This is a genomic window from Janthinobacterium sp. PLB04 (assembly GCF_021165895.1).
Lineage (GTDB): Bacteria > Pseudomonadota > Gammaproteobacteria > Burkholderiales > Burkholderiaceae_D > Janthinobacterium > Janthinobacterium lividum.
This window is the reverse complement of record NZ_CP088968.1, coordinates 1,281,098-1,304,437: the sequence shown is the minus strand read 5'-3', so window position 1 is coordinate 1,304,437 and position 23,340 is coordinate 1,281,098. Positions and strand designations below refer to the sequence as shown.

Annotated in this window: 20 protein-coding genes; 3 read left to right on the top strand and 17 right to left on the bottom strand. The window is 62.5% G+C overall.

Features of this window, described 5'->3' with window-relative positions; translation table 11 throughout:
• Positions 1-17 precede the first annotated feature (17 nt).
• From LSO07_RS05785 to argJ, 3 genes are read right to left on the bottom strand one after another with little or no spacing between them, the layout of a single operon-like run.
• Positions 18-440, bottom strand: coding sequence for an NUDIX domain-containing protein (locus LSO07_RS05785; protein ID WP_070258873.1), 423 nt, complete (start codon positions 438-440; stop codon positions 18-20).
• Positions 437-1,318, bottom strand: coding sequence for an ATP-binding protein (locus tag LSO07_RS05780; RefSeq protein WP_151092744.1), 882 nt, complete (start codon positions 1,316-1,318; stop codon positions 437-439). The genes LSO07_RS05785 and LSO07_RS05780 overlap by 4 nt, the downstream gene beginning before the upstream one ends.
• Positions 1,315-2,553, bottom strand: coding sequence for a bifunctional glutamate N-acetyltransferase/amino-acid acetyltransferase ArgJ (gene argJ / locus LSO07_RS05775; protein WP_034784989.1), 1,239 nt, complete (start codon positions 2,551-2,553; stop codon positions 1,315-1,317). Before argJ ends, LSO07_RS05780 begins: the two co-directional genes overlap by 4 nt.
• A gap of 505 nt (positions 2,554-3,058) precedes the next feature.
• Here argJ and LSO07_RS05770 point away from each other — a divergent pair.
• A complete protein-coding gene (locus tag LSO07_RS05770; protein WP_191909590.1) occupies positions 3,059-4,138 on the top strand; it encodes an alpha/beta hydrolase in 1,080 nt (359 codons plus the stop codon).
• Positions 4,139-4,218: 80 nt separating this feature from the next.
• Here the strand turns inward: LSO07_RS05770 and secA are convergent, their stop codons facing one another.
• A complete protein-coding gene (gene secA / locus LSO07_RS05765; RefSeq protein ID WP_151092740.1) occupies positions 4,219-6,987 on the bottom strand; it encodes a preprotein translocase subunit SecA in 2,769 nt (922 codons plus the stop codon).
• A gap of 279 nt (positions 6,988-7,266) precedes the next feature.
• Between secA and LSO07_RS05760 the strand changes: the two genes are divergently transcribed.
• Positions 7,267-7,776 carry a DciA family protein gene (locus LSO07_RS05760; protein ID WP_034784985.1) on the top strand — a complete coding sequence of 170 codons (510 nt, stop codon included), beginning with the start codon at positions 7,267-7,269 and terminating at the stop codon, positions 7,774-7,776.
• Positions 7,777-7,922: 146 nt separating this feature from the next.
• Here LSO07_RS05760 and lpxC read toward each other — a convergent pair whose 3' ends face one another.
• The 3 genes from lpxC to LSO07_RS05745 all read right to left on the bottom strand — a co-directional run bounded on the left by lpxC (position 7,923) and on the right by LSO07_RS05745 (position 10,710).
• Positions 7,923-8,858 (bottom strand): UDP-3-O-acyl-N-acetylglucosamine deacetylase, encoded by a 936-nt coding sequence (gene lpxC, locus LSO07_RS05755; RefSeq protein ID WP_070258868.1) that lies wholly within the window; start codon positions 8,856-8,858, stop codon positions 7,923-7,925.
• Positions 8,859-8,933: 75 nt separating this feature from the next.
• Positions 8,934-9,776, bottom strand: a complete 843-nt coding sequence (locus LSO07_RS05750; protein WP_070258932.1) for a DMT family transporter — start codon at positions 9,774-9,776, stop codon at positions 8,934-8,936.
• A gap of 160 nt (positions 9,777-9,936) precedes the next feature.
• The gene (locus LSO07_RS05745; protein WP_151092738.1) at positions 9,937-10,710 is read right to left on the bottom strand and encodes a helix-turn-helix transcriptional regulator; all 774 of its coding nucleotides are present in this window, start codon (positions 10,708-10,710) and stop codon (positions 9,937-9,939) included.
• Between the two features lie 104 nt (positions 10,711-10,814).
• On the opposite strand from LSO07_RS05745, the gene LSO07_RS05740 reads away from it, so the two are divergent.
• Positions 10,815-11,582, top strand: coding sequence for a class I SAM-dependent methyltransferase (locus LSO07_RS05740; protein WP_151092736.1), 768 nt, complete (start codon positions 10,815-10,817; stop codon positions 11,580-11,582).
• 48 nt (positions 11,583-11,630) lie between these two features.
• Here LSO07_RS05740 and LSO07_RS05735 read toward each other — a convergent pair whose 3' ends face one another.
• From LSO07_RS05735 to mraY, 10 genes are all read right to left on the bottom strand, one after another.
• Complete coding sequence (locus LSO07_RS05735; RefSeq protein WP_034784976.1) at positions 11,631-12,137, bottom strand: peroxiredoxin; 507 nt, start codon at positions 12,135-12,137, stop codon at positions 11,631-11,633.
• A 332-nt stretch (positions 12,138-12,469) separates the two neighbouring features.
• The gene (ftsZ, locus tag LSO07_RS05730; protein WP_034784974.1) at positions 12,470-13,678 is read right to left on the bottom strand and encodes a cell division protein FtsZ; all 1,209 of its coding nucleotides are present in this window, start codon (positions 13,676-13,678) and stop codon (positions 12,470-12,472) included.
• A 154-nt stretch (positions 13,679-13,832) separates the two neighbouring features.
• Positions 13,833-15,065, bottom strand: a complete 1,233-nt coding sequence (ftsA, locus tag LSO07_RS05725) for a cell division protein FtsA (RefSeq protein WP_010394955.1) — start codon at positions 15,063-15,065, stop codon at positions 13,833-13,835.
• A 42-nt stretch (positions 15,066-15,107) separates the two neighbouring features.
• A complete protein-coding gene (locus LSO07_RS05720) occupies positions 15,108-15,920 on the bottom strand; it encodes a cell division protein FtsQ/DivIB (RefSeq protein WP_034784973.1) in 813 nt (270 codons plus the stop codon).
• A 1-nt stretch (position 15,921) separates the two neighbouring features.
• A complete protein-coding gene (locus LSO07_RS05715) occupies positions 15,922-16,890 on the bottom strand; it encodes a D-alanine--D-alanine ligase (protein ID WP_052140373.1) in 969 nt (322 codons plus the stop codon).
• A 1-nt stretch (position 16,891) separates the two neighbouring features.
• Entirely contained in the window at positions 16,892-18,295 is a 1,404-nt protein-coding gene (gene murC / locus LSO07_RS05710; RefSeq protein WP_034784971.1) for a UDP-N-acetylmuramate--L-alanine ligase, read from the bottom strand.
• Positions 18,296-18,305: 10 nt separating this feature from the next.
• On the bottom strand, positions 18,306-19,400 hold the full coding sequence (murG, locus tag LSO07_RS05705; RefSeq protein WP_071653277.1) for an undecaprenyldiphospho-muramoylpentapeptide beta-N-acetylglucosaminyltransferase: 1,095 nt from the start codon (positions 19,398-19,400) through the stop codon (positions 18,306-18,308).
• Positions 19,397-20,608: a putative lipid II flippase FtsW gene (gene ftsW, locus LSO07_RS05700; protein ID WP_034784970.1), complete on the bottom strand. Its 1,212-nt coding sequence runs from the start codon at positions 20,606-20,608 to the stop codon at positions 19,397-19,399. The genes murG and ftsW overlap by 4 nt, the downstream gene beginning before the upstream one ends.
• The gene (gene murD / locus LSO07_RS05695; protein ID WP_151092734.1) at positions 20,608-22,164 is read right to left on the bottom strand and encodes a UDP-N-acetylmuramoyl-L-alanine--D-glutamate ligase; all 1,557 of its coding nucleotides are present in this window, start codon (positions 22,162-22,164) and stop codon (positions 20,608-20,610) included. The genes ftsW and murD overlap by 1 nt, the downstream gene beginning before the upstream one ends.
• Positions 22,164-23,339, bottom strand: coding sequence for a phospho-N-acetylmuramoyl-pentapeptide-transferase (mraY, locus tag LSO07_RS05690; protein ID WP_034784967.1), 1,176 nt, complete (start codon positions 23,337-23,339; stop codon positions 22,164-22,166). The genes murD and mraY overlap by 1 nt, the downstream gene beginning before the upstream one ends.
• Between the last annotated feature and the right edge of the window lies 1 nt (position 23,340).

The window sequence follows — 23,340 nt, the reverse complement described above, 5'->3', positions numbered from 1 at the left end:
GCTGGCACAAGTTGGGATCAGGCAGGCGCCAGGGATTCGCGGCGTACCTCATCGAGCCATTCCAGCAGGGGAATGGTGGCCGGCAGCAAGGGTTCCACGCCGACCGTGCCTTGCCAGGCGAACGCCTGTCCTTCCAGGCTTTGCGGCTCGCCCCGCCACTCACGGCTGATATAGAAATGCAGGCGCACATGGGCGTGCGGATACACATATTCGACGCCGCACCAGGCTTCGGCAGTATCGATATGCAAGCCCAATTCTTCGACAAACTCGCGTTTCAAGGCGTCAAAAATGGCTTCGCCCGGTTCCACTTTACCGCCAGGAAACTCCCAATAGCCGTCATACGGCTTGCCGGCCGGGCGTTGGCCCAGCAGCACGTCGCCATTCGGCTTCATCAGGATACCGACGGCGACGTCCACCGGTGTCACTTTCATATCACTCATTGCTGCAACTTTCCCGCAGGTAGTTTCCCAGCATAGTCGCGCGCGAATTGCCACGCCACCCGGCCTGAACGGGAACCGCGCTGCAATGCCCAGCGCAGGGCGTCGCCGCGCGCCGCGGCGATCTGTTCCGGCGTGCAGCCGAACGAAGCGAGCCAGTGCGCCGTGATATCGAGGTAATCGTCCTGCTTGAACGGGTAGAACGACAGCCACAGGCCGAAACGCTCGGACAGCGAGATTTTCTCTTCCACCGTCTCGCCCGGATGCAGGTCGCCATCGTCGTCCGTCTTGTAGCTGGTGTTGTCCGACATCCGTTCCGGCATCAGGTGACGGCGGTTCGAGGTGGCGTAGATCAGCACATTGTCCGATTGCGCGGCGATGCTGCCGTCGAGCGCCACTTTCAGCGCCTTGTAGCCGCTCTCGCCCTCTTCGAACGACAGGTCGTCGCAAAAGATGATGAAGCGCTCGGGGCGCGCCGCCACCAGGTCGACGATGTCGGGCAGGTCGGCCAGGTCCGCCTTGTCCACTTCGATCAGGCGCAGGCCCTGCTCGGCGAACTGGTTCAGACAAGCTTTGATCAGCGAGGACTTGCCCGTGCCGCGCGCGCCCGTCAGCAGCACGTTGTTGGCCGGACGGCTGGCCACGAACTGGCGCGTGTTCTGCTCGATCTGCGCCTTTTGCGTGCCGATATTGTGCAAGTCATCCAGAGCAATGTTCGACACATGGGCCACGGCCTGCAGATGGCTGGCCGCGCCCTGGCGCCGGCGCCAGCGGAAGGCAAAGCTGTTCCAGTCGGTGGCCGGCAAGGCCGGCGGCAAGATCGACTCGAGGCGCGCCAGCACCCGCTCGGCGCGGATCAGGAATTGATCGAGGCTGGTCATGAGCGGTAGTCGGCGTTGATCGACACGTAATCATGCGACAGGTCGCACGTCCACAGGGTGGCCGTGGCGTCGCCGCGCGCCAGCTTGACGCGGATGGTGATTTCACTTTGCTGCATCACGCGCTGGCCATCCTGCTCCTGGTAGTCCGGGTTGCGGCCGCCATTCTTGGCCACCCACACGTCGTCCAGGTACAGGTTCAATTGGCCCACGTCCAAGTCGTCCACGCCCGCGTAGCCGATGGCGGCCAGGATGCGGCCCAGGTTCGGATCGGAGGCGAAGAAGGCCGTTTTCACCAGCGGCGAATGGGCGATGGAATAGGCGATCTTGCGGCATTCTTCCACGTTGCGGCCGTCTTCCACGGTCACGGTCATGAACTTGGTGGCGCCTTCGCCGTCGCGCACGATGGCTTGCGCGAGAAAAGTAGACAGTTCGGTCACGGCAGCGGCCAGTTCAGCATAGTGCGGCGAATCGATCGAATCGATCACCAGGCTGCCGGCGCCCGTGGCGACCAGCATGAACGAGTCATTGGTGGACGTGTCGCCGTCAATGGTGATGCAGTTGAACGATTTGTCGGCCGCCTGTTTCACCAGCTGGTCCAGCACCGGTTGCGCCACGGTGGCGTCAAACGCGAGAAAACCCAGCATGGTGGCCATGTTCGGCTTGATCATGCCGGCGCCCTTGCTGATGCCCGTCAGGGTGACCGCGTGGCCACCGATGGTGACCGTGCGCGAACCGGCTTTCGGCTGCGTGTCGGTCGTCATGATGGCTTCGGCGGCCGAGAACCAATTGTCCGATGTCAGCGCGGCCACGGCTTGCGGCAAGCCGGCGACCAGGCGCTGTACAGGCAAGGGTTCGAGGATCACGCCGGTGGAAAACGGCAGGATTTGCTGCGGCGTGCAGCCCAGCAGCTCGGCCAGTGCGGCGCAGCTGGCCTGCGCGTCGGCCAGGCCCGATTCGCCCGTGCCCGCATTCGCGTTGCCCGTGTTGACCAGCAGCGCGCGGATCGGCGCGGCGCCAGCCGTCACGGCGGCCAGGTTGGCTTTCGAGATTTGCACGGGCGCGGCGCAGAAGCGGTTCAAGGTGAACACGCCAGCCACGGTGGCCGTCGGCGCCAGTTTCAATACCAGCAAATCCTTGCGGTTGGGTTTCTTGATGCCGGCTTCGGCAACACCGATTTCAATGCCGGCGACGGCTTTCAAGTCGGCGGCGACGGGCTTGGGAGAATTGACGGCCATGGTGATTTCTTCTGCGAGGGAAAATGGAAGCGCTATTGTAGCGCCTTCGCGGCTCGGGTGAACATGCGGCAAGGGAATCGTCGCGCCGGCCAGGGCAGTCGCGAAGCAGGTCGGCAACATGACCAGGCTTGCGATTTATCAGAACGCCGGCGCCTGGCGGCGCTAAGGTGTAAGAACCGACGATCACGCGTCTCGCACAAGCGCCCGGGGAGGGGATGTCATGGCGCACGGAAAACCCTACCGCATGCATCGCAGCGATTCAGGCTCGGCACGCCCGTTACGTCTATGGTGTTTATGCTTCCTGTTTTGCCTGCTGGCCTCGTTGACGGCCTGTACGCTGCCAGGTGAAGCGGCCGATCATGCCATCGGCCGCGCCACCGATCTGGCATCCACAGCGCCGCCGGCCGCTGAAACGCCGCCAGCCGCAGAATTTCCACCCACGACCGGGGTGCGACGGCCACCGCCAACCTTTCCATGGAGCAGCTCATGGTCAGGCATCGGCGGCTTGGTCGGCAACCTGGGTAACCTGGCCGGCAGCAGCGGCATGCTCACGGGCAGTAGCGGCATGGCCAAGCCTGGCAACGATCCACCGCCGGCCGGCGCCGTGCACGTCACCGTGTACTACGCCACCGACAGGCAATACCAGGCCAGCAGCCGCAGCTATGGCTGGCAGCCCAACCGCGCCGCGCCCCACCTGAGCTACGGCAGCGTCCTCGTCAGCATCCCGGAAAAAAGAGCGCCGGGCGAACTGCCGTTGCCGCCCTGGTACGCCATCCTGGCCAGCGACAATGCGCAAAAATATGTGCTGATCAAGGAAGCCACGCGCCTGTCGCGCGCGGATTTTCTCGCCACCGTCAAGACCAGGATACAGGCCGCCCCGGAACGGCACGCCGCCTTCATCTACATCCATGGCTACAGCAACTCCTTTGACGACGCCGCGCGGCGCACGGCGCAGATGGCGGTCGACCTCGATATAGGCGCCCTGCCCGTGTTCTACAGCTGGCCATCGAAAGGCACCCTGGCCGGCTATGAATTCGACCAGAATTCCGCCGAATGGACGCAGGCGCACCTGCAGGCATTCCTGGCCGATTTCGCGGAATACTCCTCGGCCACCGATATCTACCTCATCGCCCACAGCATGGGCAACCGCCCGATGACCGTGGCCCTGGCCAACCTGCTGGAAAAACGCCCCGAACTGCTGCCCCTGTTCAAGCAGGTGGTGCTGGCAGCGCCTGACATCAATGCCGATGTCTTCCGCGACCAGATCGCCCCCCGTTTTGCCAGCCTCAAGCTCTCCGCCACCCTGTACGCTTCCGCGAACGACAAGGCCATCCGCGCTTCCTACAATTTTGCCGACTGGGACAGGATAGGCGACATCCGCGGCCCCGTCGTCAGCATCCCCGGCATGGAGCTCGTCGATGCCTCGGCCGTCATCATGAACTTCATGGGGCACGACTACTTCGCCAGCAACCGCGTCCTGCTGACCGATATCGCCACCATGATCAAGACGGGGCAACGGGCAAAAAATCGCGGCGGCTTGAAGGGCATTCCCTCGCAGGCGCCGCAATACTGGGCCTTTCCCTGAGCCGGAACCGCGCAAGACATTCCGGACATAAAAAAACGGAGACCGTGGTCTCCGTTCTTGTTCAAGCTGTCAAACCGGCTTTACGCCAGCTTGCCGTGGCAAGCCTTGTACTTCTTGCCGCTGCCGCAAGGGCATGGGTCGTTACGGCCAACCTTGACGCCCATGCTCACGCTCATGTCGTCGACGTTGTCCATGTTGCCGCCGGCCACAGGCGCCAGCAGCTCTTCCGGCGCAGCGTTCGGGTCGAATTCAGCGTGCTGGTAGTGCACGTTTTCCACGTGCGACTGCTGCATTGCCTGTTCGGCTGCATCGACTTCTTCGCGCGACTGGATGCGTACCGTCATCACGTGTTTCGTGACGTCGTTCTTGATCATGTCGAGCATCTGGCCAAACAGTTCAAACGCTTCGCGCTTGTATTCCTGTTTCGGGTTCTTCTGCGCATAACCGCGCAGGTGAATACCCTGGCGCAGGTGATCGAGCGCCGCCAGGTGTTCGCGCCAGTGGCTGTCCACGCTTTGCAGCATGACATTGCGTTCGAAGCCGCCAAACGATTCCTTGCCGACGATATCGATCTTCGACTGGTACACGGCATCGGCCGCGGCCAGCACTTTTTCCAGGATCTCGTCGTCCGTCAGTGTCGAATCGGCTTCCAGCATCTGCTGCAGCGGCAGGTCGAGCTGCCATTCGCCGGCCAGGGTGTTTTCCAGGCCCTTGATATCCCACTGCTCTTCCACCGATTCGTGCGGCACGTACTCGTGCACGAGGTCGGTGAACACGCCGTGACGCAAGGAAGCGATCATGTCGGAAATATCGGTCGTTTCCAGCAGCTCGTTACGCTGCTGGTAGATGACCTTGCGCTGGTCGTTGGCGACGTCATCGTATTCCAGCAATTGCTTGCGGATGTCGAAGTTGCGCGCTTCCACCTTGCGCTGGGCCGATTCGATCGAACGCGAGACGATGCCTGCCTCGATCGGTTCGCCTTCCGGCATTTTCAAACGGTCCATCACGGCGCGCACGCGGTCGCCGGCGAAGATGCGCAGCAGCGCGTCGTCGAGCGACAGGTAGAAGCGCGACGAACCCGGATCGCCCTGGCGGCCGGCACGGCCACGCAGCTGATTGTCGACGCGGCGCGATTCGTGGCGTTCGGTGCCGATGATGTGCAAGCCGCCCGCATTGACCACGTGGTCGTGCAGTGACTGCCATTCATCGCGCAAGGTCTGCGACTGGGCTGCCTTGTCGGCGTCGCTCAGTTCAGCATTGGCTTCGATGAACTTGATCTGGTTTTCGACGTTACCGCCCAACACGATATCGGTACCGCGACCGGCCATGTTGGTGGCGATGGTGATGGCTTTCGGACGGCCTGCCTGGGCGATGATTTCCGCTTCGCGGGCATGCTGCTTCGCGTTCAGCACGTTGTGCGGCAAACCGGCCTTGGTCAGGATGCCCGACAGCAGTTCCGAGTTCTCGATCGAGGTGGTACCCACCAGCACGGGCTGGCCGCGCTCATAGCAGTCGCGGATGTCGTTCAACATCGCGTTGTATTTTTCCGCCGACGATTTGTAGACCTGATCCTGGCGGTCCTTGCGCTGCAGCGGACGGTTTTGCGGGATCACGACTGTTTCCAGGCCGTAGATTTCCTGGAATTCGTATGCTTCGGTATCGGCCGTGCCGGTCATGCCGGCCAGCTTGGCGTACATGCGGAAGTAGTTCTGGAAGGTGATCGAGGCCAGGGTCTGGTTCTCGTTCTGGATCTTGACGCCTTCTTTCGCTTCGACGGCCTGGTGCAAGCCATCGGACCAGCGGCGGCCCGTCATCAGACGGCCCGTGAATTCATCGACGATCACCACTTCATTGTTCTGCACCACATAGTGCTGATCCTTGAAGTACAGCGCATGCGCGCGCAGGGCCGCATACAGGTGGTGCACGAGGGTGATGTTGGCCGAATCGTACAGCGAAGCGCCTTCCGGCAGCAGGCCCATCTCCATCAGGATGCCTTCCGCCTTTTCGTGGCCGGCTTCCGTCAGCAGCACCTGGTGCGCTTTTTCATCCTTGGTATAGTCGCCCGGCACGTCAACCTTGCCCTTGCCGTCCGGCGTTTCTTCGCCGATCTGCAAAGTCAGGCGCGCAGGCACTTCATTGATCTTGTGATACAGGTCCGTATGGTTCTCGGCCTGGCCCGAAATGATCAGCGGCGTACGCGCTTCATCGATCAGGATCGAGTCGACTTCATCGACGATGCCGAAGTTCAGGCTGCGCTGCACGCGCTCGCGCGCTTCGTAGACCATGTTGTCGCGCAAGAAGTCGAAACCGAATTCATTGTTGGTGCCATACGTGATGTCGGAGTTGTACGCCTGCTGCTTGGCGCTGTGCTCCATCTGCGACATGTTCACGCCCGTCGACAGGCCCAGCCAGGCATACAGGCGGCCCATGGTCTCGGCATCGCGCTGCGCCAGGTAATCATTGACGGTGACGATATGCACGCCCTTGCCCGACAAGGCATTCAGGTAGGCTGGCAAGGTTGCCATCAGGGTCTTGCCCTCGCCCGTGCCCATCTCCGCGATCTTACCGAAATGCAAGACCATGCCGCCGATCATCTGCACATCGAAATGGCGCATGCGCAGGACGCGCTTGCTGGCCTCGCGGCAGACGGCAAATGCTTCCGGCAACAAGGCATCGAGCGATTCGCCAGCGGCGATGCGTTCCTTGAAGGCAGGCGTCTTCGCTTGCAGCTCGGCATCCGACAGCTTTTCGATGGCCGGCTCGAGCGCATTGATCTCGCGTACCGTTTTTTGGTATTGCTTGAGCAGCCGCTGGTTGCGGCTACCGAAAATCTGGGTCAGTAATGACATGCTTGAATTCTTGAAAAAACGCCGTTAAAAAAAGCTCGGTAGGGAACAACGAGGTAGTAATCGCGTCACCGCACGGAGTTCGACTATGGCAAAAGACGATGATTTTATCATGCGTTCCCGACATGGTTGGGGTAATGCGCCATATAACAATAGCTTAATGACAAACAAATGGCAGAAATTGCGGACATTTTCCATACTGTAAGGCAATACGGCCCGCTCGCCTGCGCCGCACCCGCCGCCGCACTCGTCATGCGCGGGCGAGTGTGCTATGTTTCGGCCATGCGAACTCCCACTTATTCTCCGGCACCGCGCCGCGGCTACGGCTTTGCCCGTTCGGGCCCGGCCGTCACGGGCGCAACCGATTTTCTGCGCGGCAACGCGACGATGGCCTCCCTGATGCCCACCGTCACGCGCCTGGCCGCCCTGCAAAAAGATTGCGCCAAGGCCTTGCCGGCCATGTTCGAGCATTGCGACATCCTGCAATTCGAGGGCGGTCAGCTCGTGCTGGCCACGCCGAACGCGGCGCTGGCGGCCAAGCTCAAGCAGCAATTGCCGAAACTGCAAGGGGAACTGGAAAGAAAGGGCTGGCAGATTTCAGGCATCAAGCTGAAAGTGCAAGTCATCAAGAGCATCGCGCCCATCGTGCATACGCGGGCGCTGGTCTTGCCGGAAAAAGCCATGTCGGCCCTGGAAGAGCTGAGCACGGCCCTGCCCGCGTCGAAACAGAACGAGCAATTGATCGCGGCGCTGCGCAGTTTAGTGCGCCACCACCGCGAACCTAAAGATTAAGACTGTCCGACGACATTTTGACACCTCAGAAAACCGTAGCGAGCGGAAGGGAGAGGTGGCTAAGAAGCGCAACCGTACGAAAGTACGGTGAGCATCGCAGGCCGCCTATACCGACGCGCAGTAGGTTTAATGAGGTGTCGCTCAGATCAGGTCAAGGACCACTCGCGTTCCATCTGGCGCAGGTAGGATTGCGGCGCCGCCTCGTTCGTAGCGAACGACACGATTTCATAGGATTCCGGCTGTTCCAGCAGCGCCAGCAGCAGCTGGTTGTTCAGCGCGTGGCCCGACTTGTGCGCCGTGTAGTACGCGAGCAGGGGATGGCCCACCAGGTACAGGTCGCCGATGGCGTCGAGGATCTTGTGGCGCACGAACTCGTCTTCATAGCGCAAGCCATCGGCGTTGAGGATGCGGTACTCGTCCATGACGATGGCGTTTTCCAGCGAACCGCCACGGGCCAGGCCCATGCCGCGCAAGCTTTCCACGTCCTGCATGAAACCGAAGGTGCGCGCGCGCGCCACGTCGTGCACATACGACACGTCGCCAAAATCCACGGAAGCGCGCTGCATCGTGCCATCGACGGCAGGATGGTTGAATTCGATGAAGAAATCGAGCTTGAAGCCATCGTACGGCGACAAGCGCGCCCATTTCTCGGCGTCGCCCTTGCCGTGACGCACTTCCACCGGCTTGATGACCTTGATGAATTTCTTTGGCGCCTGCTGCTCTTCCACGCCCGCCTGCTGCAGCAGGTAGACGAAGGACGAGGCGGAACCGTCCATGATGGGAATTTCTTCCGCATTCACGTCGATGTACATATTGTCGACACCCAAGCCGGCCGCCGCCGACATCAGATGTTCCACGGTGGAAACCCTGGCGCCATCCTTGATCAGCACGGAAGCCATGCGCGTATCGCCCACGGCCATGGCGCTGGCGGGAAACTCGACGATGGGATCGAGGTCGATGCGGCGAAACACGATGCCCGTATCGATCGCGGCAGGACGCAAGATCAGCTCGACCTTGGTGCCAGAGTGCAAACCGACACCGATGGTGCGGACCTGTTGTTTGATAGTGCGTTGTTTTAACATCTGTCGATTATATCTATTTGCCGGATTTTCGTTGCGGCGCGGCATGGCCCACGCCAGAAATACCACAACGGCTCATCACGGATGTTCGCTTTCCGCATGCACGGCTTCGCGGCGCACCAGATAAATGCCGCTGCCGATGATGATGGCCGCGCCGATCAGGGTGTATTCGTCGGGCAAGGCACGCCACAGCATCCAATCCAGGGCCATGCCCCATGCCAGGGCCGAGTATTCGAACGGCGCCACGCTGGACGCCTTGCCATGGCGAAATGCTTCCGTGATGGCCAGCTGGCCCAGGAAGCCACTCAGTGACAAGCCTGCCAGCAGCCACCAGTCTTCGCGGCGGATACTCACCCACTCATGCGCCGACAGGGCCACGCCGCCGAGGGCCATCATCACCATCAGCCAGAAGACCATGCTTTCGCTGGCGTCCGTGCGGCTCAGGATGCGTCCCGTCACAGCGGAAATAGCGTAACAGGCGGCCGAGCCCAGCACGGCCAGCCCGGCCAGCGAAAAGAATCCCGAACCGTCGGGGCGCAGCGCCACCAGCACGCCCAGCAGGCCCACGGCGATGGCGCACCAGCGCGCGAAGTCGACTTTTTCCTTGAGGATAAACACCGACAGGACGGTGATGAACAAGGGGGCAACAAAGAACAGCGCATATGTCTCGGCCAGCGACATGCGCTTCAAGCCGTAGGCGAACAGGGTGATCATCAGCACGCCCAGGGCGCCGCGCAGCAAGTGCAGCGGCCAGCGCACCTTCAGCACGTTCTTGAAGGCGCCGCGGTACAGCAGGTACAGACAGACGAGCGGCAACGACGACAGGGCGCGCAAGGCCGTCACCTGCATGGGAGGATAATGGGCGGACAACAGCTTCATAGCCGTGTCCATCAGGGAAAACATGGCGACGGCGATCAGCATCACATAGATGCTGCGCAGGTTTTGATTGCGGGGTATCAGGACAGACTCCTGGCAAAAGAGCGGGACCGTCATCATGGCGACGGCCGGAGCCAGGACAGCATGGTCTGGAAAGGCAGGGCCAGGCGGTCAGCCAGATTATAACAAGCGCGGCCGTTTTACCTTATGACACAGGCAACAGCATCACCAGTTTCAGTTCATGCTGGCGCGCCAGGTGCAGGGTCACCTGATTGAACGCAAGCAGTCCCTGTTGCGCATGCTGGAACTGGCGCAAGCCGCCATCGCGGCCCTGCACCTGCTGCGCGCCCCACCATAGGCGAAATTCAAAGCTGGCGTCAGCCAGTTCCGCGATCAGGCCGGCCAGCGGCGCCTGGTCCGCCTGCCGGCCGATATCGGCGCGGAACTCCGCCACCAGGCGCTGCGCCCGTTCGGGCCAGCCGATGACCAGGTCGCGCGCCCCCGCGTCCAGGAACATGAAGCGCAACTGGTTCGGTGCGGATGCATCGTCATGCAGCCAGCCGGCAAACAAGGTGGATGCCGCCCCGTTCCACGCCACGGCATTCCATGCGCGGTCGAGGATGTACGCGGGCGCGTCGATGGCGGCAACGATGGCCGCCAGCTCGGCGGCCGCAGGACCACTGCCCTCGCCTGTCCCGTGGCTGGGGTCATGCTTGTCGGCCACCTCGAACAGATAGGCGCGCTCGGCCGTGCTCAGCTGCAGCACCTGCGCCAGGCGGGCCAGCATCCTGGCCGATGCCGACACGGGCCGCCCCTGCTCCAGCCACGTCAGCCAGGTGGGACTGACATCGCACAGCTGTGCCAGCTCTTCGCGCCGCAAGCCCGGCGTGCGCCGGCGCCCGCCGCCGGGCAAGCCAGCCATGGCGGGGGTGACGGCTTCGCGCCGGGCGCGGATGAATTCAGCAAGTTTGTTCGACATGACAGCGGTGCATGGTAGTAGATATACCAGTATAACTTATGGTCTTGTTACATGATAATTTTATCCCTATTCTGCAGGAACTCACCCATCCACAGGAGAAAACCATGCAGCAGCACGATGTCGTTACCGAACAGTTTGGCAAGACGGCGAATGCCTACCTGAGCAGCGCCGTACATGCGCAAGGCGCCGACCTGGTGCTGATGCAGGAATGCGCGCGCCGCCACGGCAAGCCCGTCGTCCTGGACCTGGGCTGCGGCGCAGGCCATGCCAGCTTTGCCGTCGCCCCCGTGGCAGCTTCCGTCGTCGCCTACGATCTGGCGCAGCCCATGCTCGACGTGGTCGACCACGCCAGGGCGCAGCGCGGCTTGCACAACATCAGCACGCAGCAGGGCGATGTGGCCCGCCTGCCGTTTGCCGACGCCAGCTTCGACATGGTCGTCACGCGCTTTTCCGCGCATCACTGGAACGATGTGGCGGGAGCCCTGGCCGAAGCGTGGCGCGTGCTGCGCCCGAACGGCACCTTATTAGTGGTCGACATCGTCGCGCCGAAAACGGCCCTGTACGACAGCACGCTGCAGGCGGTGGAAATGCTGCGCGACGCTTCGCACGTGCGCGACTACCGCACCTGCGAATGGGGCGCCAAGTTCGATAACGCGGGCTTTACGCACAGCTTGCGCAGCGTGTGGAAACTGACGATGCAGTTCGACGAGTGGGTGGCGCGCATGCGCACGCCGATCGAAAGAGTGGCGGCCATCCGCAACCTGTTCGATGGCGCGCCCGAGGAAGCGCGCCGGTATTTCGCGCTGCAGGAGGATTATTCGTTCAGCATCGATGCGGCCATGTTTGAGGCGACGAAACCCTCAGTACAGTAAACGTAAAAACGGCGCCGATGGCGCCGTTTTCATGCGAACAGGAAGCGCTTAAGCCAGCTGGCCCAGCAGCGTCTCGGCATTCGACACTTCAAACTTGCCGCCCTGCTCGATGTTCAATTGCGTCACGACGCCATTGTCGACCAGCAGCGAGTAGCGCTGCGAGCGCGTACCCATGCCATGCTTGGAAAAATCGGCGTCCAGGCCCAGGGCCTTGCTGTAGGCGGCGTTGCCGTCAGCCATCATGCGCACCACGCCGGTGGCTTTCTGGTCACGGCCCCAGGCACCCATCACGAACGCGTCGTTGACGGAGATGCACCAGATTTCATCGACGCCCTTGGCTTTCAGGTCGGCAGCGTGCTTGACGTAGCCTGGCACGTGCTGTGCGGAGCAGGTCGGGGTGTACGCGCCTGGCAGGCCGAAGATGGCGATCTTCTTGCCCTTGACCAAGTCTTGCACGTTGAACGTGTTCGGGCCCAGTGCGCAACCTTCGGTTTCGCTTTCGATGAATTCGGCCAGGGTGCCTTCTGGCAGGGTGTCGCCGATCTTGATGGTCATGTTGACTCCTTGTGTGCTGTCGGTGGAAAACGCTCGCCGCCCGGCCGGGCGGAAAACGCGTGTATTCTGGTTCGGCTAGCATGATGCTGGCTCAGCGCGATAGTATGCCTGACTTGCCGTATTTGTGCAGAAAATGGCCGGAAAGGCAAAGTCAAAAATCAAAAACCGGCAAAAAAAACGGCGGCCCTCAGGCCGCCGTCATGTTTGCTGACATCAGATCACCTCCGCTCACCTAATCACATGAAAAATGCGCAGGGCAAGGCGCATGGCCGAAGACAGTACGACTGTACGGCAAGGCTACGCAACACCGCCATGGGCTTTTTTCACTGTGATTAGTCGGCCTGTTTGCGCAGGAAGGCAGGGATGTCATACGTCTCCATGCCATTCTTTTCCATCGCGCGCACTTGCTCGGAAGCCGATTCGCGACGCCATACCGCCGGCGCCTTCATGCCGTCGAAACCGGCTGCCGGCGTGGCCACGCCAACCGTCGTCGTCGCCGCTTGCGCGCTACCCATGGCAGCCGACGGGGTCAGCGGGCTGTTGTGGGTACCGGTGCGCAGCACTTGCTGCGGTACCAGCTGGATGTTTTTCTTGGCACGGCCCAGGCCCGTGGCCACCACGGTAACGCGGATGTCGTCGCCCATGGCGTCGTCGTAGGCGATACCTTGCGCGATCGACGCGTCCGGCGCGGCAAACGCGCGCACGGCAGCCATGACTTCCTTGATCTCCTTGCCTTTCAAGCCACGGCTGGCCGTGACGTTGACCAGCACGCCGCGCGCGCCGGACAGGTCGATACCATCCAACAGCGGCGAAGCGACAGCCTGTTCGGCGGCGATGCGCGCGCGGTCGACGCCGGAAGCCGTCGCCGTGCCCATCATGGCCTTGCCCTGCTCGCCCATGATGGTTTTCACGTCGTTGAAGTCGACGTTGATATGGCCAGGTACGTTGATGATCTCGGCAATGCCGGCCACTGCGTTGTTGAGCACATCATCGGCGTGCTGCATCCATTCCAGCATGCTTTCATCTTCGTAGATCTCTTCCAGCTTTTCGTTCAGGATGATGATCAGCGAATCGACGTGCAGGGACAGCTGCTCCAGGCCTTCGTCGGCGATGTCCATGCACTTCTGGCCTTCGTACGAGAATGGCTTGGAGACCACGGCCACCGTCAGCGCGCCCAGTTCCTTGGCCACTTCGGCCACGATAGGAGCGGCGCCCGTGCCCGTACCGCCACCCATGCCGGCAGCGATGAAGACCATGTGCGCGCCGCGCAGCGAATCGGCGATGCGCGCGCGCGATTCTTCCGCCAGCTGGCGGCCGACGGCAGGCTTCATGCCGGCGCCCAGACCGGTATCGCCGATCTGGATGATGTTGTGGGCCTTCGATGTCGACAGGGCTTGTGCGTCGGTGTTGGCGGCAATGAACTCCACGCCCGACATGCCTTTGTTGATCATGTGTTGGACTGCATTGCCACCCGCACCGCCGACGCCGACGACCTTGATGACGGTACCTAAAGCTGTGTTATCGACCATATCGAACTCCATGATGTGCTCCTATCAGATGCGGTTTCCAAGCGCCAGGCCTCATATTGGTAGGAGAACTGGAGATTGAAAACTGCGGTTAAATATAAAATAAAGTTATGTGTGTGTACCTGCGATGCTGCCAAAAAACCTGTCCTGCCGGGCGAAAATCATGCCCTTAAAAATTCCCTAAAAACCATTCCTTCATGCGCTGCCAGACTGCCTTCACCGAGCCGTCCTGACGCGTCACGATGTGGCCGCGCAGGTATTGCTTCTTCGCTTCCAGCAGCAGGCCCAATACCGTGGCATAGCGCGGACTGCGCACCACGTCGGCCAGCTGTCCCCGATACTCGGGCGTGCCCAGGCGCGCCGGTTTCAGGAAAATATCTTCCGCCATTTCCACCATGCCGGGCATGATGGAGGTGCCGCCCGTGAGCACGATGCCCGACGACAGCACGCCTTCATAACCGGATTCGCGCACCACCTGGTGCACCATGGCGAACAGCTCCTCGACGCGCGGCTCGATCACTGCCGCCAGCGCCTGGCGCGACAGGTTGCGCGGGCCGCGGTCTCCCAGGCCAGGCACTTCCAGCGATTCGCCGGGGTCGGCCAGGACCTGCTTGGCCACGCCATAGCGGATCTTGATTTCTTCCGCTTCCGCGGTCGGGGTGCGCAAGGCCATGGCGATGTCGTTGGTGATCTGGTCGCCGGCGATGGGGATGACTGCCGTATGGCGGATCGCGCCATCGGAAAATACCGCCACATCGGTCGTGCCGCCACCGATGTCGATCAGTACCACGCCCAGTTCCTTCTCGTCGGGCGTAAGCACCGCATCGGCGGACGCCATCGGCTGCAGGATCAGGTCCGACACTTCCAGGCCGCAGCGGCGCACGCACTTGACGATGTTCTGCACCGCCGACACGGCGCCGGTGACGATATGCACCTTCACCTCCAGGCGGATGCCGCTCATGCCGATAGGCTCGCGCACATCTTCCTGGCTGTCGACGATGAACTCTTGCGGCACCGTGTGCAGCAATTGCTGATCGGTCGGAATGTTAACCGCTTTTGCCGTCTCGATGACGCGCGCCACGTCGGTCGCCGTCACTTCCTTGTCCTTGATGGCCACCATGCCGCTGGAATTGAAGCTGCGGATATGGCTGCCCGCAATGCCCGCGTACACATTGCGGATCTTGCAGTCGGCCATCAGCTCGGCCTCTTCCAGCGCGCGCTGGATGGACTCCACCGTGGCCTCGATATTGACCACCACGCCTTTTTTCAGGCCCTTCGATTCGTGCTGGCCCAGCCCGATCACTTCGTGGCGCCCGTCGGACATCACTTCGGCTACCACCGCCACCACTTTCGAGGTGCCGATGTCGAGGCCGACGATCAGGTTTTTCGCGTCTTTTGTCATTTCTGTCGCCTACTGTATGGGCTATAAATTAAAATTATTGGGTTAAGTCGGTTTTTTAATCGGACTGCTGTTTTTCTTCTTCATGACTGGCTTTCCATCCTTGCCTTCGGCCGGTATCACCAGGCCGGCGGAACTGAGCGCCAGGCCATTCTGGTAGCGCATATCGATCGTGTCGATATTTTCCAGCCGGCTCGCCAGCTGCGGGTAAATGCCCACCAGCCGGTCGACCCGCGCTTTCAGCGTCGTGTGATTTTGCTCGCGTCCCAGTGCCACGCTCATGCCGTTATCCAGTTTCACCGTCCACGCATAGCGGCTCGACAGCGACAGGGTTTCCGGCACCATCTTCAGCGGCGCAAACCACTTTGCCAGCTGCACGTAGGTAGCCAGTACTTCCTTTTCGCTGCCATCGGGGCCGGCAAACGCAGGCAACTCATGGTCGTCTTCGGCTTCGGCCACATTCGCCGTAAACACGTCGCCCTTGACCGACAGCAGGCGTCCATCCTCGCCCCAGGTGCCCAGCGCTTCGTGTTCTTCCAGCGCCACGATCAGCTGGTTCGGCCACTCGCGCCGCACGCTGGCACGGCGTACCCAGGGTACCGATTCGAAGACGCCGCGCACGCTTTCCAGGTTGGTCGTGAAGAAATTGCCCTTGATGCGGCCCAAAGTGCCGCTGCGCAGGGTCAGGTAATTCACGTGGCGCAGGCCCTTGTCGTCCGCGCTTTCCACCTTGATCGTGCGCAGGTCGAACATGGGACGCTGCGACACCCACCAGACGCCGGCGGCCACGCACACGACCAGAACCGCGGCCAGCAAGCCGTTGGCAGTCGTATTGAGGCTTTTAGCGTCATGCCACATATCAGCGCTGTCCCTTGTGCATTTTCAGACGCGCGCCAGCGACGATTTCCAGGCACAGGTCTTCATAGCTGATGCCCACCGCGCGCGCCGCCATCGGCACGAGCGAGTGGCCCGTCATGCCGGGCGAGGTATTCACTTCCAGCAAAAACAGCTTGCTGTCGGCCGCGCGCATCAGCACGTCCACACGTCCCCAGCCTTCGCAGCCGAGGGCGCGGTAGGCTGCCACGGCGATGCGCTCCATCTCCGCCACGATCGCCGGGTCCAGCTGCGGCGGGCAGAAATACTGCGTATCGTCCGTGAAGTACTTGTTCTGGTAATCGTAATTGCCTTGCGGCGCGACGATTTCAATCGGCGGCAGCGCGCGCGCAGTGGCGCCCTTGCCCAGGATCGCGACGGTGAACTCGCGGCCCTTGATGAACTCCTCGGCCAGCACCGAATCATCGAGGCCGGCGGCGATGTCGTAGGCCGCCTGGAAGGCCGATGCTTGGTTGACCGTCGTGATGCCGATGCTCGAACCTTCATGCGGCGGCTTGACGATCAGCGGCAAGCCCAGTTCCGCGGCGACCTTGGCCAGGTCGGAGCTGTCATCGAGCACCGCGTACTTTGGCGTTGGCAGCTGGTGCATCAGCCAGATCATCTTGGTGTAAACCTTGTCCATGCCCACCGCACAGGCCATCACGCCGCTGCCCGTGTAGGGAATGCCCAGCTGCTCCAGCGCGCCCTGCAGGCTGCCGTCTTCGCCGAAGCGGCCGTGCAGCGCGATGAAGACGCGGTCGAATTGTTCAGCGGCCAGTTCGGCCAGGCTGCGTTCGCCCGTGTCGAACGCGTGCGCGTCCACGCCGCGGCTTGTCAAAGCGGCCAGCACGCCCGTGCCGGACATCAGCGACACTTCGCGCTCGGCCGAGCTGCCGCCGAACAGGACGCCGACCTTGCCCAATTGTTTTACGTCGATAGCTGAAGCTTGGTTCACATCAGGCCTTTACAGTGTTGGATGGATACGTTGTCAGTTGTTGCGGGATGCCGCTGATCGAGCCGGCACCCATGGTCAGCACGACATCGCCGTCGCGCGCCACGCTCATGATGGTGTCGGCCATGTCTTTCATGGATTCGACGAAAATCGGTTCGATCTTGCCGCGCGCGCGCAGCGCATGCGCCAGTGCGCGGCCGTCGGCGGCGACGATGGGCGCTTCGCCCGCCGCATACACTTCGGACAGCAGCAGCACGTCGGGCGCGCCCAGCACTTTCACGAAATCCTCGAACAGATCGCGCGTGCGGCTGTAGCGGTGCGGCTGGAATGCGAGCACCAGGCGGCGGCCAGGATAGGCGGCGCGCGCGGCGGCCAGGGTCACTTCCGTTTCCACCGGATGGTGGCCGAAATCGTCGACCAGCGCAAAAGTGCCGCCGTTCGGCAGCGCCACGTCGCCGTAACGCGTGAAGCGCCGGCCCACGCCGGAAAACTCGGCCAGGCCCTGCTGCGTGGCGCTGTCGGCGATGCCGATTTCGCGCGCGATGGCAATCGCCGAGCAGGCATTCTGCACATTGTGCATGCCGGGCTGGTTCAGCACCACGTCGAGGTCCGGATAGCCTTCCTGCAGCACGGTGAAATGCATTTCCAGGCCCACGGCGCGCGCGTTGATGGCGCGCACTTGCGCGTCTTCCGCGAAACCGTAGGTGGTGACGGGCTTGGTGACGGACGGGATGATGGCGCGCACGTGCGGATCGTCGATGCACAGCATGGCGCGGCCATAGAAAGGCAAGCGGTGCGTGAACTGCACGAAAGCCTGCTTGAGCTTTTCAAAATCGTGCTCGTAGGTGTCCATGTGATCGGCGTCGATATTCGTGATCACTTCGATCATCGGCGTCAGGTTCAGGAACGAGGCATCCGATTCATCGGCTTCGGCTACCAGGTAGTCGCCCGAGCCCAGCTTGGCGTTCGCGCCGGCGCTGGTCAGGCGGCCGCCGATAACGAAAGTCGGGTCGAGACCGCCCTGCGCCAGCACGGAAGCGACCAGGCTGGTGGTTGTCGTCTTGCCGTGCGTGCCGGCGATGGCGATACCGCGCTTCAGGCGCATCAATTCACCGAGCATCACGGCACGCGGCACCAGCGGAATCTTGCGCGCGCGCGCGGCCGCCACTTCAGGATTGTCTTGCGGGACGGCGCCCGACGTCACTACCGCATCGGCGTCGCCGATGTTCTCGGCCGCGTGACCCAGCATGACGGTCGCGCCCAGGCTCGCCAGGCGCTGCGTCGCCGCATTGCTGCCCAGGTCGGAGCCCGACACCTTGTAGCCGAGGTTGACCAGCACTTCGGCGATGCCGCTCATGCCGCTGCCGCCAATGCCGACAAAGTGGATATTGTTTACTTTATGCTTCACAGAGCTAACCTCATGCCAGTTTTTCCAATACGTGTGCGATCGCCTCATTGGCGTCGCGCTTGCCTGCTGCCAGTGCCGCTTGCGCCATATGCTGGCAGGTATCGCGGCTCAGCGATGCCAGCAGGGTGCTCAGCGACGCCGCACTCATTTCCGTCTGCGGCAGATGAATCGCCGCGCCTTGTTTTGCCATCCATTGCGCGTTGTCGCGCTGATGGCTGGTGGTCGACGCCACCAGCGGCACGAGCACGCTGGCCACGCCGGCCGCCGTCAATTCCGACAGGGTGATGGCGCCCGCACGGCAAATCACCAGATCGGCCTCGGTATACGCCCTGGCCATGTCGTCGATGAAGTCGACCACATTGGCTTGCACGCCCGCCTGCGCATATGCGGCATGCAGGGCGTCGATATTCTTCTTGCCCGACTGGTGCGTCACCAGCGGGCGTTCGCCCTCCGGCATCAGCGCCAGCGCGGCGGGCAGATTGTCGTTCAGCGCTTTCGCTCCCAGGCTGCCGCCCACCACCAGGATGCGCAACGGTCCGCTGCGGCCAGCGAAACGCGTGGCCGGCGGCGCCATGGCGAGGATCTCGGCGCGCACGGGATTGCCGGTGACGACGGCCTTGCCGGCGGCGCTGCCGAAATCGGCGGGAAAGCCGAAGCACACCTGCTGCGCCAGCGGCACCAGGGTCTTGTTCGACAGCAGCAGCGCCGCGTCGGCATTGACCAGCACCAGCGGCACGCCCTTCAGGCGCGCCATCAGGCCGCCCGGCACGGTGACGTAGCCGCCCATGCCCATCACCACGTCCGGCTTGCGGCTGGCGATGAAGCGGCGGATGGCAAAAAAGCTGGCCAGCATCTTGAAGCCGCCTTTGACCGTGTGCGCCAGGCCCTTGCCGCGCATGCCGGAGAACGCGATGGCATCCATGGGAATGCCGCTTTTCGGCACCAGTTCCTGCTCCATGCCGTGGGTCGTGCCCAGCCAGCTCACTTCCCAGCCGCGCGCGCGCATGGTCTGCGCAATCGCCAGGCCCGGGAAAATATGGCCGCCGGTGCCGGCCGCCATGATCATCAGTCTTTTCGTCGTTTTCAAGTTCGTCACGCTGTTCATAGCCGGCCTCCCCGCATCAGGATCCGGTTTTCATAATCGATGCGCAGCAAAATCGCCAGGCCGATACAGTTAATCAGTACGCCCGTGCCGCCATAACTCATCAAGGGCAAGGTCAGGCCCTTGGTCGGCAGCAGGCCCAGGTTCACGCCCATGTTGATGAAGGTCTGCACGCCGATCCAGATGGCGATGCCTTTCGCCGTCAGGCCGGCAAAGGTCTGGTCGATGGCGATCGCCTGGCGGCCGATGTCAAATGCCCGCTTGATAATCCAGTAGAACATGCCGATCACGATCAGCACGCCCACCAGGCCCAGCTCCTCGCCGATCACGGCCAGCAAAAAGTCCGTATGCGCTTCGGGCAGATAATGCAGTTTTTCCACGCTGCCGCCCAGTCCCACGCCAAACAATTCACCGCGTCCGAAGGCGATCAGCGAATGCGTCAGCTGGTAAGCCTTGTTCAGCGCATTGTCTTCCTGCCACGGATCGAGATACGCAAAAAACCGCTCGCGGCGGAATTTCGACAAGGCGATGATGGTGACGAAGATCGCCGTCAGCATGGCGCCGATGCCGCCGAACCAGATGGCGTTCACGCCGCCCAAAAACAGGATGCCCATGGCGATGCAGACGATCACGCCGAAGGCGCCAAGATCGGGCTCCATCAGCAGCAGCAAGCCGACGAAGCTGACAGCCAGCGCCATCGGCATGAAGCCCTTGGTCAGCTTGTGCATATACTCCTGCTTGCGCACCGTGTAATCGGCCGCGTACAGCACCATCACCACCTTCATCAGCTCGGACGGCTGCGGCCGCAGGCCCGGCAGGTTCAGCCAGCGGCGGCCGCCATTGACCGACACGCCCAGGCCCGGTATCAAGACCATCACCAGCAGCACCAGGGTGCCGATGAACAGCCACGGCGCCATCTTTTGCCAGGTGGCGACGGGGATGCGAAATACCAGCGCGCCAACGACGATCGAAATACCGATGAACAGCGCCTGGCGCACGACAAAATAATTGTTCGTGTAGGCGGCGAACTTGCGCGCATCCGACAGCGAGATCGACGCCGAATACACCATCACCATGCCCAGCAACATGAGCAGCAGGACGACCCACACCAGCGGCTTGTCATAGTCCATCATCTTCGACTGCCGCGCGCGGCTATCCAGCGGCTTGGCAGCCGAGCCGGAACCAAAGCTGAAGGGCAGTTGGAAGGCCATCAGATATCCTGTCCGTTTTCCAGGGCGATGTCGCGCACGGCGCCGACAAACACCTGCGCGCGGTGCGCATAGTTCTTGAACATGTCCAGGCTGGCGCAGGCGGGCGACAGCAGCACGGCATCGCCGGCCAGCGCCAGGCCGCTGGCGCGCTTGACGGCCTCCGGCAAGGTGGCGCAGTCGATGATGTCCACGCCGGCCGGTTCGAGCGCCGCGCGCAAGGCCGGCGCATCGCGGCCGATCAGCACCACGGCGCGCACATAGCGCGACACGGGTTCAGCCAGCGGCGAGAAATCCTGCCCCTTGCCGTCGCCGCCGGCGATCAGCACCAGGCGCTGTTCCGCGCCGCCAAACGCCTTGCCCAGGCCGAACAGGGCGGCTACCGTCGCACCCACATTCGTGCCCTTGCTGTCGTCGTAGTACTCGACTTCATTCACGGCCGTGATCAGTTCCACGCGGTGCGGCTCGCCCTGGTATTCGCGCAAGCCATGCAGCAACGGCGCGAACGGCAAGCCGATGGCGCGGCACAGGGCCAGCGCCGCCAGCGCATTCGAGGCATTGTGCTGGCCGCGGATTTTCAGCGCGTCGGCCGGCATCAGTTTCTTGGCCATCGTCGGCACCGGTTCCGGCGCCGGATCATTCTTCCTGCGTTTTTTCTCGACCACTTCTTCGCTGGGCACGGCTTGCGCCAGCCAGAAGATGCCCCGTTCATTCACCAGGCCAAAGCTGTCCACTTCCACGGGTTCGCCCGTGCCGAAGGTGATCGTTTCGGTCAGCGGGTCGGCCATGTGCATCACGGCCGCGTCGTCGCGGTTCAATATGCGCACGGTCTGCTCGCCGAAGATGCGCGCCTTGTCGGCAGCGTAGGCAGCCATGTTGCCATGCCAGTCCAGGTGATCCTGCGACAGATTCAGGACCGTGGCCGCGTCGGCCTGCAGGCTGAACGTCGTGTGCAGCTGGAAGCTGGACAATTCCAGGATCCACGCCTGCGGCAAGGTGCTGGCGACGGGTTCCGCCACTTCAGCTTCCGCATCCACAGGCTGCGGCGCAGGCTCCGCATCGAGCACTTCGCGCAGCACGTCCAGCGCAGCGGGACTGATATTGCCAGCCACGCGCGTGGCCAGGCCCGCGCGTTCGCACAGCAAGCCTACCAGGCTGGTGACGGTCGTCTTGCCATTCGTGCCCGTGATGGCGATGACTTTCGGCGCATAGCCGCGTTCCGCCTTGAGCGCGGCCAGGGCCTGCGCGAACAGTTCGATCTCGCCCCACACGGGGATATTTTTCTCAAGTGCGGCAGGCGCAATCTGCGCCAGTTCGCGGCCCGGCGCCAGGCCAGGGCTGACGGCGACGAAATCGACGCCATCGAGCAATTCGGCCGTGAAGGCGCCGGCGATGAACTGCGCCTGCGGCACGGCGGCCTGTAACGCTGCAAGGCGCTCGGGAGCCTGGCGCGTATCGGCCACGCGCACGCAGGCACCGCTTCGGGCCAGCCACAGGGCCATGGCCAGCCCCGACTCGCCAAGGCCCAGTACCAGTGCGGTTTTAGCGTCGTACATCATCAGCGCAGCTTCAAGGTGGTCAGGCCGAGCAGCACCAGCATCATGGTGATGATCCAGAAACGCACGACAACCTGCGTCTCCTTCCAGCCTTTTTGTTCAAAATGGTGATGCAACGGCGCCATCAGGAAGACGCGGCGGCCCGCGCCATAGCGCTTCTTGGTGTACTTGAACCAGACGACCTGGATGATCACGGACAGCGTTTCGACGACGAAGATGCCGCCCATGATGAACAGGACGATTTCCTGGCGCACGATGACGGCGATGGTGCCCAGTGCGCCGCCCAGTGCCAGCGCGCCCACGTCGCCCATGAACACTTTCGCGGGGTGCGTGTTATACCAGAGGAAGGCCAGGCCGGAACCGGCCAGCGCGCCGCAGAAGATCACCAGTTCGCCAGCGCCCGGGATGTGCGGGATGAACAGGTAGCGCGCATACGTGGCGTTACCCGTCAGGTAGGCGAACAGGCCCAGGGCCGTGCCCACCATCACGGTCGGCATGATGGCCAGGCCGTCAAGGCCATCGGTGAAATTGACGGCGTTGCTGGTGCCGACGATGACGCAATAGGTCAGCGCGATAAAGCCCCATACGCCCAGCGGATAGCTGATGGTCTTGAAGAACGGGACGATCAGGTCGGCCTTCGGCGGCAAGTCCATGGCGAAGCCCGATTGCACCCAGGCGTAGATCAGATTCCATACCTGGCCAGCATTGGGCTCGGAGATGGAGACGGAAAACGCCAGGTAAAACGCGGCGGCGATGCCGATCAGCGATTGCCAGAAGTATTTCTCGCGCGAGCGCATGCCTTCCGGATCCTGGTGCACCACCTTGCGGTAGTCGTCGGCCCAGCCGACTGCGCCAAAGCCCAAGGTGACGATCAGCACGGGCCAGATGAAGCGGTTCGACAGGTCCGCCCACAGCAAGGTGGAAATGCCGATGGCGATGAGGATCAGCACACCGCCCATGGTGGGGGTGCCGTGTTTTTTCAGGTGCGTTTGCGGGCCGTCCGTACGCACGGCCTGGCCGACCTTCATGCGCGTAAGCATGCGGATCACGGCGGGACCGGCGCACAGGCCGATCAAGATCGCCGTCAGGGTGGCGAAGACGGCGCGGAACGTGATGAAGTTAAAGACCCGCAGTGGGCCAATGTCGTCCTGGAAATAATGAGCGAGCCAGAGCAGCATG

What these genes read in the sequence shown, in the direction of transcription:
- LSO07_RS05785 (WP_070258873.1), bottom strand. Translation starts at nt 440, where the DNA reads ATGAGTGATATGAAAGTGACACCGGTGGACGTCGCCGTCGGTATCCTG.
- LSO07_RS05780 (WP_151092744.1), bottom strand. Translation starts at nt 1,318, where the DNA reads ATGACCAGCCTCGATCAATTCCTGATCCGCGCCGAGCGGGTGCTGGCG.
- argJ (WP_034784989.1), bottom strand. Translation starts at nt 2,553, where the DNA reads ATGGCCGTCAATTCTCCCAAGCCCGTCGCCGCCGACTTGAAAGCCGTC.
- secA (WP_151092740.1), bottom strand. Translation starts at nt 6,987, where the DNA reads ATGTCATTACTGACCCAGATTTTCGGTAGCCGCAACCAGCGGCTGCTC.
- LSO07_RS05760 (WP_034784985.1), top strand. Translation starts at nt 7,267, where the DNA reads ATGCGAACTCCCACTTATTCTCCGGCACCGCGCCGCGGCTACGGCTTT.
- lpxC (WP_070258868.1), bottom strand. Translation starts at nt 8,858, where the DNA reads ATGTTAAAACAACGCACTATCAAACAACAGGTCCGCACCATCGGTGTC.
- LSO07_RS05750 (WP_070258932.1), bottom strand. Translation starts at nt 9,776, where the DNA reads ATGCTGATCGCCGTCGCCATGTTTTCCCTGATGGACACGGCTATGAAG.
- LSO07_RS05745 (WP_151092738.1), bottom strand. Translation starts at nt 10,710, where the DNA reads ATGTCGAACAAACTTGCTGAATTCATCCGCGCCCGGCGCGAAGCCGTC.
- LSO07_RS05740 (WP_151092736.1), top strand. Translation starts at nt 10,815, where the DNA reads ATGCAGCAGCACGATGTCGTTACCGAACAGTTTGGCAAGACGGCGAAT.
- LSO07_RS05735 (WP_034784976.1), bottom strand. Translation starts at nt 12,137, where the DNA reads ATGACCATCAAGATCGGCGACACCCTGCCAGAAGGCACCCTGGCCGAA.
- ftsZ (WP_034784974.1), bottom strand. Translation starts at nt 13,678, where the DNA reads ATGGAGTTCGATATGGTCGATAACACAGCTTTAGGTACCGTCATCAAG.
- ftsA (WP_010394955.1), bottom strand. Translation starts at nt 15,065, where the DNA reads ATGACAAAAGACGCGAAAAACCTGATCGTCGGCCTCGACATCGGCACC.
- LSO07_RS05720 (WP_034784973.1), bottom strand. Translation starts at nt 15,920, where the DNA reads ATGTGGCATGACGCTAAAAGCCTCAATACGACTGCCAACGGCTTGCTG.
- murG (WP_071653277.1), bottom strand. Translation starts at nt 19,400, where the DNA reads ATGAACAGCGTGACGAACTTGAAAACGACGAAAAGACTGATGATCATG.
- ftsW (WP_034784970.1), bottom strand. Translation starts at nt 20,608, where the DNA reads ATGGCCTTCCAACTGCCCTTCAGCTTTGGTTCCGGCTCGGCTGCCAAG.
- murD (WP_151092734.1), bottom strand. Translation starts at nt 22,164, where the DNA reads ATGATGTACGACGCTAAAACCGCACTGGTACTGGGCCTTGGCGAGTCG.
- mraY (WP_034784967.1), bottom strand. Translation starts at nt 23,339, where the DNA reads ATGCTGCTCTGGCTCGCTCATTATTTCCAGGACGACATTGGCCCACTG.